The sequence below is a fragment of the Nostoc cf. edaphicum LEGE 07299 genome (genome assembly GCF_015207245.1).
GTDB classification, from domain to species: Bacteria; Cyanobacteriota; Cyanobacteriia; order Cyanobacteriales; family Nostocaceae; genus Nostoc; species Nostoc edaphicum_B.
Window position 1 is genome coordinate 1 of the sequence record NZ_JADEXF010000035.1, and the last position, 10466, is coordinate 10466.

At 42.8% G+C, this 10466-nt stretch carries 8 protein-coding genes; 5 read left to right on the forward strand and 3 right to left on the reverse strand.

The window, feature by feature from the left end; all coding sequences use genetic code 11:
* The first annotated feature begins 390 nt into the window (after window positions 1-390).
* The 4 genes from IQ229_RS01920 to IQ229_RS01935 all read left to right on the forward strand — a co-directional run bounded on the left by IQ229_RS01920 (window position 391) and on the right by IQ229_RS01935 (window position 5566).
* A complete protein-coding gene (locus IQ229_RS01920) occupies window positions 391-528 on the forward strand; it encodes a hypothetical protein (protein WP_174707946.1) in 138 nt (45 codons plus the stop codon).
* 660 nt (window positions 529-1188) lie between these two features.
* Window positions 1189-1890 carry an acyltransferase gene (locus tag IQ229_RS24640; protein ID WP_194040780.1) on the forward strand — a complete coding sequence of 234 codons (702 nt, stop codon included), beginning with the start codon at window positions 1189-1191 and terminating at the stop codon, window positions 1888-1890.
* Between the two features lie 455 nt (window positions 1891-2345).
* Window positions 2346-2462, forward strand: coding sequence for a photosystem II reaction center protein I (locus IQ229_RS01930; protein ID WP_041566417.1), 117 nt, complete (start codon window positions 2346-2348; stop codon window positions 2460-2462).
* Window positions 2463-2659: 197 nt separating this feature from the next.
* Complete coding sequence (locus IQ229_RS01935) at window positions 2660-5566, forward strand: DUF3769 domain-containing protein (RefSeq protein WP_194040782.1); 2907 nt, start codon at window positions 2660-2662, stop codon at window positions 5564-5566.
* Here IQ229_RS01935 and IQ229_RS01940 read toward each other — a convergent pair.
* The 3 genes from IQ229_RS01940 to murJ form a co-directional block, all read right to left on the reverse strand.
* Complete coding sequence (locus IQ229_RS01940; protein ID WP_194040784.1) at window positions 5563-5856, reverse strand: hypothetical protein; 294 nt, start codon at window positions 5854-5856, stop codon at window positions 5563-5565. The genes IQ229_RS01935 and IQ229_RS01940 overlap by 4 nt on opposite strands.
* 209 nt (window positions 5857-6065) lie before the next feature.
* Complete coding sequence (locus IQ229_RS01945) at window positions 6066-6578, reverse strand: outer membrane beta-barrel protein (protein ID WP_194040786.1); 513 nt, start codon at window positions 6576-6578, stop codon at window positions 6066-6068.
* A gap of 303 nt (window positions 6579-6881) precedes the next feature.
* Window positions 6882-8486, reverse strand: coding sequence for a murein biosynthesis integral membrane protein MurJ (murJ, locus tag IQ229_RS01950; protein WP_194040788.1), 1605 nt, complete (start codon window positions 8484-8486; stop codon window positions 6882-6884).
* Window positions 8487-8924: 438 nt separating this feature from the next.
* On the opposite strand from murJ, the gene IQ229_RS01955 reads away from it, so the two are divergent.
* On the forward strand, window positions 8925-10466 hold a 1542-nt coding region (locus IQ229_RS01955), incomplete at its 3' end, for a GAF domain-containing protein (RefSeq protein ID WP_194040790.1).

Below are 10466 nucleotides of genomic sequence, written 5' to 3' on the forward strand. Positions count from 1 at the left end.
GTAATAGGGAAGAGGAAAATTTTCAGCTACTTTAGCTTTTTAACGACGAGGGTGTCATAAGTATAGTAGATATCATTCTGAGTTTAACGCCCAATTATAAAATAGTAACGATAGAAATATAGACAAAAATGCCAATAACCACTTACAACATTTTTAAATCTCCGTCCTGAATGGATGCTGTCTAAGTGTATAAAAATATTTCAGAGTAGCGATTGCTCTAGTAAAAAAGTTAACTTATTTTTACCATTATCATCAACAATAAATCTGGAAATCAACTTAGTTGATGAGAGTGTTCCACTAAAAATAAAATGTGTTATCGTTAAAAACAATTGTTATTAAAAACTATTCATGTCATTACAAACGTGAATTGGTTTAGTCTGTAAATCATCCGTGTGCAACATGATTGGAGCAGCATACTCTAGAAATTCGTTGCAAGAAAGCCGTCATAGCAGTCGGGGAAGCGCTTACTTGTTTGCACCGATGGTTAACTTCAATGTGATGGCTGATGTGGGAGATAATCCACCCTAATTGGATTTTTTGGGCAAAAATACCCAGAAAAATCCAACAATAATTACATTGTTATGCTAGGCAGAAATTTTATCTAAACTTTGAATATAGTCTAGTTAAATGTATTTTTTGTTGCAAAATAGCTTGTGAAACTGAATTGTTTCAAAAGACTAAAACCGCTTGAGAGGAAATAGCCTCAAGACAAACAACACTATCCCTATTTGCTTTAGGAGTGCTGTTAGCGGTAGCAAGCTTTTCAAATTTGCCAGAGAACCAAAACAGTAGTCTATCTAAACCAGCAAATTTTCCATCAGACAATTTAGAGTCTAAGTTTTGACACAGCAATGCATTGAAATTGTTTTGTTAATTGATTTTGTGAAACATAAGCCAAAATTTTACGTGCATATAGTACAAAATCTGCTAGCGACTTAATGCAATTGTGCATATTGCTTGAGTAATTCTACACACCTAACCTCAAGAGTTGCTCGCATAGTCAAAGCCAGACTCTGGTTTTTCAACATTTGAAAAACCATCTAAAAATCTTGGGGAATTTTGGTGATACTGCTACCTTAGCTCATGTATTAATCCACACAGAGCCTATTGGTATTGACAGAAGATTAGAATACAGCCAAAACAACTTTCAACACTGTCAACAACAATTGATTAAAGAGATATGTAGCCATGCAGAACGAGCAATATTTTTCCAAATTGCAGCGCGTGCAAGAACTTTTAGTAACTACAGTGTTAGGAGATATTCCAACACTTCTTCTGGGCCCAAAGTTGCGTAATTTAGGATATCGTAGTATTTTTGCCCAGATAGACAGCCCAGTATATATTCAAAATGGTGTTGAATTTAACGGTACTTCTTGTATTGAGATCGGCACAGGAGTCTATATTTTCAAGGGTGTGCGGATGGATGCGAGAGGACATAAAAATAATAGAATTCATGTAGGAAATAGAGTCGCTATTGAGCGTAACGTTGATATAGGGTGTTTGGAAGATACGTGTATACATATTGATGAAGACACCTTCATTGCTCCCAACGTGTGTATTGAGGGTCCAGGAGACATTAAAATTGGTAAACACTGCTTGATTGCTGCCCACTCAGGGATATATGCCAATAATCATAATTTTGCCGATCCGATGGAGCTAATTAAATACCAAGGTGTTACTCGCAAGGGAATTGTGATTGAGGATGATTGTTGGCTAGGACATGGAGTAACAGTATTAGATGGCGTTACTATCGGCAAAGGCAGTGTTATTGGTGCGGGAGCAGTTGTTAATAGAGATATTCCTCCTTTTTCCGTTGCTGTCGGCATACCTGCACGAGTAATCAAAAACCGAATTGGCAAAGATATAGCAAAGCTTCAAGTTAAGACATAGGCATTGGGAGTGTTGAGTGCTGAGTGCTGAGTTAAGAGTTAAGAGTTAAGAGTTTTGTTTACCCCATTGTCCCCTTGTCCCCCTCATCCATCTCCCCTGCTTCCTTATCTCCACCTTCCCTATTCCCCACTCAGTACTCAGCACTCAGTACTCCCGAAGGGTATGGGGAATAGTAACTATCCCTTGTAACCTGTTGCCTTTTTTGGGAAACCTTTGCGAGCAGTCAACGTCACAAGGGTAAACGCCTCTGAGTTATCTTTCCTAAGGGCATCTACAAGTCAGACAACTGACATCTTGTACATTATCAATAACCGTAGGATAGGCATTGTTAGTCCTGAGTCCCCAGAGTCATCTAAAAAAGGGACGAGATTTGGGTAATATAAAGTAGCTATCTTTTCTGCATTGCAGATACTGAAAGAAAAGCTTTCTTTGTTTTACCCGTTGGAGATATTTCTATGCTGACTTTAAAAATCGCTGTTTATATTGTTGTTGCCTTCTTCGTAACTATCTTCATCTTCGGATTTTTGTCGAACGATCCAGCTCGTAACCCCGGCCGTCGGGACTTAGAGTAAAAGGGCGATAAATCATCCGCGACTTTGGAAGGCGGAAAATACTAAACGCCACAGAAACTTACTAAGCGAAAATTTAGTAAGTTTCTTCTTCCAAGTAGCTTGCTGTAGGTAGCAGAAGGCGACAGTCGGAAGGCAAAATGTATGTTTAATCCTTCCCTTTGTCATTTGGCTGTTTGTTAGCCCGATTTTGCTCACTTATGCTTCATCCAGTTCTGCCACCTAATCCGCCTCCTATCGTTGAATCTTTACAACCTGTAAATCCCGCCTCGTCTGCTAGTCATACAAAGTTTCTTTCAGGTGTAGATACTGGAATACACGAAAAAACAGACAAATCCAAGCAGCCCAAGAATTTGGCTCAGTTGGCAATTTCGGGTAACACTAAAAGCGATCCTTTATTGTCAACTCCGATTGACTCAACTCAAGATGACTTGGTAGTTGCTAAAACTTCTTCTGTAGCTCATTCACCAGAAACCTTTCCACCAGAAAGTTCCCCATTCCCCGCTTCTGCAACTGCTAGGCTTTTGGGGCAGCCACTGGTTGTTGGTTATCCCACGCAGGAGGTTACAGCTTCTAATCGCCAAGTTAAAAAAGACACAAAGACAAGTCCGAGCGTCGAACCCCGCCACTCGGAAATTCTGATGTCGGCACTGCGTAAACGGGAGATGCAAAGAGAAGCCGCTGCCTTGCAAAAAAAAGTCGGAGCGGAGGCTTCAGATCAAAACGCAAAAGATGAGCCTTCTCAAAAACTCAGTCAGCGATCTCTGACGACAAGCCGCTTTGCGTCTACGCTAAATCCAAACTCTAATGGTGAAGCAAAATCAACCTTTTTGGACTCTTCGAGCTTTACCTATAGAGTTTCTCCAAGCCCACTGGTCGCCCAATCTCCATGGCCTCTTCAAATTGCCCCAACTGTCACCAACAGTAACAAGTTAGACAAATCCAAAGCAGAAATTTTATCTCAAAAGTTAACCCAACAAAAACAGAAACGCGCTCTTACTGCACAACAGTCTCTAAAAAAAGACAATATCTCTTTATCTGCTGCCGATCTAGCACCTAGTTCTCAATCAGTACAAAATTTTATAACATTTAAATCTCGCAAGCCCACAAACCAACTCTCAGTACCGATCACTGTAGAATTTAAGTCCCAATTCCAGCAACAAAGCCAAGTACCAACGCCTACACCACAAGTAAATACCACTCAGCCCCAAGCTCAACCATCTGGTACAACTGCACCAGCTACCACACCGCCAGCCGGGCCAAGAACTGTAGAAGTCACTTCAGATCGGCAAGAGTATGACGAGAAACAGCGAATTATTACAGCTGTAGGTAATGTAATTGTGCGATTTGATGGAGCAGTGGTGGATGCCGATCGCTTACAAGTCAATTTGGACAACATGATCGCTGCGGGGGAAGGCAACGTCACCTTAACACGGGGCGATCAGATACTGCGCGGACAACGCTTTACCTATAACTTCGTTCAAGATCGTGGGGAACTGGAAAATGGTAGAGGAGAAATTTACGTACCTTCAGCACAAACAGATTTTGCTTTTTCACCCACAGCTATAAGTGCTGGTGGAGTTTCAAAACGTCCGCCCAGCGATCGCATTAGAGCCAATCAGCCCGTTTCCGGTGTGAGTAGCCCTGGAGGAATTAATGTGACATTTGGTGGTCAGTCAGATGCTAGCAACATCCCGCCACCGAAAGCAGGGGGTGTAGTCAATCGGCTCAGATTTGAAGCTGAACAAATTGATTTTTATCCGCAAGGCTGGCAAGCAAGCAATGTCCGCATCACCAACGATCCTTTTTCGCCCCCAGAATTAGAATTACGCGCAGATAAAGTAACTTTGACGCGAGAATCACCTTTGGTAGACCGCATCAGGACGCAGAAACAGCGTTTGGTATTGGATCAAACAGTCTCCTTACCAATTCCCCTGAATGAGCGTACTATTGACCGTCGAGAGCGGGACGTTTCACCTGCAATAGTCTCCCCTGGCTACGATGGAGAAGATCGGGGTGGTTTGTATATTGAGCGTGGCTTTCCACTAATCGATACAGAGCAAACACGCTGGACGATCACGCCCCAGTTATTATTACAGAGAGGTGTGGAAGAAGGCACGGGCGACTTAGGCGCACTGTTTGGTGTGAAGACCAAGATAAATTCTGTTTTGAGTCCACGGAGGATAATTCAGGGAACTGCGGAGTTAACTAGTTTTAACTTGAATGACGTGGAAGAAAATTTGCGAGTGAATTTAGGATTGCGCCAGACATTAGGCACTTCCTTTCCCCATACATTGAATGTGCAATATAACTACCGCGATCGTCTCTACAACGGTACTCTGGGTTTTCAAACTGTCCAGAGCAGTTTTGGCGGCATTATTACCTCTCCTGTGATTCCTTTAGGAAAAAGTGGCATCAACCTTAACTACCAGGCAAGTGCCCAGTATATTGATGCCAATACCGATCGCCTAGACTTGCTAGAACCAGTGCGGGAAAACAATCGCATTTCACTTGGTCGTTTACAAGGCAGTGCGACTCTCAGTAGAGGGCTGTTGCTGTGGCAGGGAAAACCATTACCACCCACTGCCACCGAGGGATTACGATACACCGCTACTCCTGTAGTTCCTTACTTGCTAGCGATCGCTAGCCTCACAGGTACTACCAGTTATTACACCAATGGTGATAACCAAAGTACTCTAACTGGTACAATTGGCTTACAAGGGCAAATTGGTCATTTTTCCCGACCTTTTTTCGACTATACCGCCTTTAATGTCAGTTACTCTCAAGGCTTAAATAGCGGATTATCTCCCTTTTTGTTTGACCGCTCCGTTGATAACAAAGTATTGACCGCCGGAATATCACAGCAAATCTACGGCCCTTTTCGCTTAGGTTTCCAAACATCTGTTAACTTGGATACTGGTAAGGAAACTAGCACCGACTACATTTTGGAATATAGCCGTCGTACCTATGGCATCACCTTGCGTTACAATCCGGTGTTGGAGTTAGGCGGCATCAGCTTCCGAATTAGTGATTTTAACTGGGGTGGAGGCACCGATCCATTTTCGGAAGTTAAGCCAGTAGTGAACGGCGTGCAACAGGATAATTAGTCTAAGGACTGGGAACGACTCGACAGGCGATCGATCTCACAATTAGTTAATGCCGAGCCAGGTATTCTCAAGCTGGCATAGTCGCCGCTTAGTTGAACGCGTGATGGTGGTTGATGTAGGGTTACACAACATTTGTGAACTGCGGCTTGGTATTCTCGCCATTGCCTACGGATTGCAATACTTGCAGCATCGTTACCTAAGTCGGAAAATCTTAGCCCCGTTCGCATCAGCCAAGATTCTACGTCAGTTGTTTCACCAACTATTTCTGAAATGGGATTAATCTTTTTCATGAGTAATATCTTATACGTGTATTCTCAATTACTCATTTCACTTTAAAAGAAACTATCAATACTAGCCAATATCATTTTTTATCAAAATCATCAATAAAAACTATTCATACCTGAATAGAATACTCAGGTATGAAAGAATGAATTACTATTACGGCTGGTAAACAGCATTGCTTTAGCTTGTGAATAGGCCGTTTTCTAGCTCGTAATTACTAGAAGCGATAGCCTAATCCAGCTTGGAAGCTGACGGCATCAGCATCACTATTTTTGTAGGCGTCAATACCCCATTTAGTATCGCCGTAGGCAATGACATTTTTGCTAACTTCTGATTCAATCCCAAGGGTGACTACAGGTGAATTCTGATTGCCCAATGGAGTTTTTTGACCTTCGTCAGTTACAAAGGAATAACCGCCACCGAAGTAAACGTTAGTATTTTTGGCGATGGGCGCATCATAAGTCACTATGGGCATAATTGCAGCAGCATCACCACCATACAATACAGAACCCCGCAGTGAAACAGGAGCATTGGGTACGGCGTATCGTCCTTGAATATTACCACCAATTTGTGCTTCATCGTTTCCTTGTCCGCCACTGGTTGCACCAACAGCAACACCAGCACCGATGTAGTTACCGTTAGTACCTGCTGTTTGAGCAGATGCAATGCCGGCTGAGAGGACAATGGAAGCAACAGCAAGGAAAGAGGCAGCTAATTTTGTAAATTTCATAGAATTATTCTCACTAGAGTTAAGTAAAATCAATCTTCTCTAGTACTAGAATCTCTTTTTTTACAAAATGTAACCTCACGCATCTGGTTCACCCAAGTGGTTGAATTATTTCTCACCCACCTGGGTGGAACTACTGAAATATTTAATTGAAGAATTCAGAAGTCAGAATTCAGGAGTCAGAACAAGAAAGTGGAAGATTCAGACTCGCCACTGTCTTGTCTTTACGCTGTGCTATTCGCTTTTTCGGACTCCAATTCATGCTGAATTCTGACTCCTGACTCTTGAATTATATTTAGATAACAGTTATCTCTTCAAAAAGCGCTGACGTAGACGAGAGATAAAAATATTTACCTCTGGTATTTTCATCAATGAAGCGATCGCAGCAAACACCGCAATTCCCACGAAGCCAGATACACACAACTGCAACAGTAGAACTAGTAAACCCGTTTTACCTAAGAATTGTTGAGAAGCAACCAAAGTCCCATAGCTTGCTACCCCAGCAGCTACGCTACCAGCAGTCAAACCCAAAATCGGCACACTCCACTCCCGCCAAGGCAAACCATTGAGTTTGCGATCGAGCAACCATAACAGCATCAACAGGGAACTGCAATTTACACCCACTGTTGCTAACACCAAACCGGGAGCACCAAAAGGCCCAACTAAAATCCAATCGAGCGCAGCATTGAGAAAGATATTAAAAGTACTGATGCGAAAAGGTGTCTGCCCATCACCCAAGGCATAAAATACCCGCACCAAGACATCACGCGCTAAGTAAGCAAACATGCCAATCCCGTAAACGATTAGCAACTCGGAAACTAGCTGTGTAGCATCTTGCTTGAAAGCACCCCGCTCATACACTACCTGAACAATGGGTACAGATAACACTACCATTAACGCTCCTAGAGGTAGCATGGTGACAGCACTAAGTAGGAGTCCTTGACGAATACGCAATTTGAGATCGTCCCAATTTTCTGGTTCGGCAAGTTTGGCAAATATTGGTAACAGAGGCAGCAAAATTATATTAGAAATAATCCCTAAGGGAGTTTGTACTAGCAAATTGGCATAGTTAAAGCCAGCAGCAGCACCAGGTATGGGACTGGCGAAGTAAAGCACAGTAGCAAAGTTAATTGGCATCATTCCGGAAGAAATTGTTGCCGGAGTCATGATTCTAATCACTTCTTGAACACCTGGGGATTTAAAATCAAACCGCAGGCGTAACGTACCTAATCCTAACCGCCACTGAACAATTAGCTGCACTAGCCATTGGAGAATTGCTCCTGCCAAGGTTCCCCAGGCTAATACCATACCACCGATTAAAGCGTATTCTGGCTTGATAATGTCCTTACCCACTTGCATGGTCATCAAAGCAATGCCGATAATAACGGTAATGCTAGATAACAGAGGGCTGATGGAGAGTAACCAATATTGATTGGCTGCATTAAGAGTACCGAAACCAATGCCAATTAAACCGGCAAATAAAGCCATCGGTGCCATAATGCGGAGTTGTTGAATGGCGATCGCTCTGGTTGTCGCTTCCAAACCATGACCAACTAAATCAACGATCGCATCCGCAAAGAAAACCTGAGCAAATGTCACCAGCAACAGCACTCCACCTACCAGCGTTGTCACAGTTTCTACTAGGGGAGCCGCTTCTTCTCGGCGACGCTTGGCTAAAACGCTGACGATTGCACTGTGTAATGGCCCATTTACGCCACCGAGTAAGATCAATAAAAAGCCAGGGATAACATAGGCATAACTATAGGCAGTGGCAGCAGCACCAACACCAAATGCGGCAGCGATCGCTTGCTGCCGCACTAAACCGAAGACTTTACTAATTAATGTGGCTGCGGCAACAATGCCAGCAATTCCAGCGAAAGAACGAGAGGGTTTTTGATCTTGTTGTGTCACGAATAATACCCGACAACTCTTGCAGAGTGCATACTTTAAAACATTTAACCTGAAATACCGCAGTCTGTCAGGTAAATTTTGACAAATTAGTAATTTTAAATGCCTACGCTAAGGGCAAAGGCAAAGCTATGCCTACGCCCAGAATTAAATTCCTGAGATTGCTATGATACAGCGAACGCGATTCAAAAGTGGTCAGCTCGCTTTTCTGATTTGTCCCTGCAATACTAACTTAGTCGCCTCCTTTGTTGTGTACAAGCCAAAACTATTTTTTAACTCATTACGAGGATAGATCAAGAAAGGGGAACTATAACAATAACCATCTTCTGGGAAATTGTTGAACACTGTAAAAATTTGCAGTTTGTCATACTTTTGACACCCTTCAAGCCTATGAAGTTTGGTATGAGAAACCCTTGTATAAAAACGACATAATCCAGAGCAATGGAACCCAATTCAAATTTCACAGAAAATCAACTTCTCTTGTCCAGCGCTCAACTTCAAGAGCAACTAGAGCAACAAAAGGCTTTGGCAAGTGTAATTGTCCGAATTCGGGAGTCTCTTGACTTAGAAACAATTTTTCAAACAACTGTTACACAAGTGCGTCAGTTGCTAAATGCTGACCGAGTAGCAGTCTTCCAGTTCGACCGCGAACAAAACTGGGAGGGAGAATTTGTTTCTGAAGATGTTGCCATTGGCTGGGACTCAGCAATGGCAGTAAAAGTTTACGACCATTGCTTTGGAGAACAATTTGCTGCCAGTTATCAACAAGGTCGAGTCCAAGCAGTAGCAGATATTTACAAGGCGGGACTGAGTGATTGCCATGTGGCAATTTTGAGTAAATTTCAGGTACAGGCCAACCTCGTTGTCCCTCTATCGCGCCAGAAGGAACTGTGGGGATTGCTTTGCATTCATCAGTGCAGTGAGGCTCGTGACTGGAAAGAATCAGAAATTGAGTTTATTCGGCAAATTGCTGACCATCTTGTGGTTGCGATTCAACAAGCAAAGCATCTTCATGAAGTCCAATTGCAAGTCGCAGAATTGGCTCAAGCAGCTCAACGTGACCAAGTAATTGCTCAGATTGTCGATGAAATTCGCTCACCCCTTGATATTGAAACTATTTTTAAAACCACAACTCAAGAAATACGCCAGTTGCTGCAAGCTGACCGAGTTGCCATCTTTAGCTTCAATGACGATTGGAGTGGTAACTTCGTTGCTGAATCTTTTGCGTCAGGCTGGACTCCTTTAGTTGGGGTTCAGGCTGCGATCGCTGATACTTATTTACAACAGACGCAAGGCGGACGTTATGCTAACAACCAGACGTTTACAGCCAATGACATTTACCAAGCCGGATTAACAAACTGCCATGTAACCCTGTTGGAGCAATTTCAAGCAAAAGCCTTTGCAACTGCCCCTATTCTCCAAGGAGAAAAACTTTGGGGAGTCATTGCTGCTTACCAAAATGCTTCACCCAGACAGTGGCAATCTTATGAAGTCGAATCACTGACCAAAATCGGCACACAAATTGGTGTAGCCTTACGACACTATAAATTGTTGGCACACGCTCAGTACCAAGCAGAGCAACAAAAAACACTAACTAGCGTCATTACTCGAATTCGGGAGTCTTTAGATTTAAATACAATTTTCCAAACTACTGTCACTGAGGCACGGCAAATGCTGCAAGCAGACAGAGTAGCAGTTTTTCGTTTTGACCCTCAAAAAGATTGGGAAGGGGAATTTATTTCTGAGGATGTTGTACCTGAGTGTAACTCGGTAATAGCAGAAAAAGTTTATGATTATTGCTTCGGGGAAAACTTTGCACCCCTTTACGCCCAAGGTCGAGTAAATGCGATCGCTGATATTTATCAAGGAAAGTTCCCCGGTTGCTACGTCCAAATCCTAGAAAAATTTCAAGTGCGAGCAAATATGGTCGCACCTCTATTAAAAAAAGGTGAACTTTGGGGATTGCTGTGTATTCACCAATGC

Coding starts and splice junctions, on each gene's coding strand:
- IQ229_RS24640 (WP_194040780.1), top strand. CDS start 1,189: ATGCAGAACGAGCAATATTTTTCCAAATTGCAGCGCGTGCAAGAACTT.
- IQ229_RS01930 (WP_041566417.1), top strand. CDS start 2,346: ATGCTGACTTTAAAAATCGCTGTTTATATTGTTGTTGCCTTCTTCGTA.
- IQ229_RS01935 (WP_194040782.1), top strand. CDS start 2,660: ATGCTTCATCCAGTTCTGCCACCTAATCCGCCTCCTATCGTTGAATCT.
- IQ229_RS01940 (WP_194040784.1), bottom strand. CDS start 5,856: ATGAAAAAGATTAATCCCATTTCAGAAATAGTTGGTGAAACAACTGAC.
- IQ229_RS01945 (WP_194040786.1), bottom strand. CDS start 6,578: ATGAAATTTACAAAATTAGCTGCCTCTTTCCTTGCTGTTGCTTCCATT.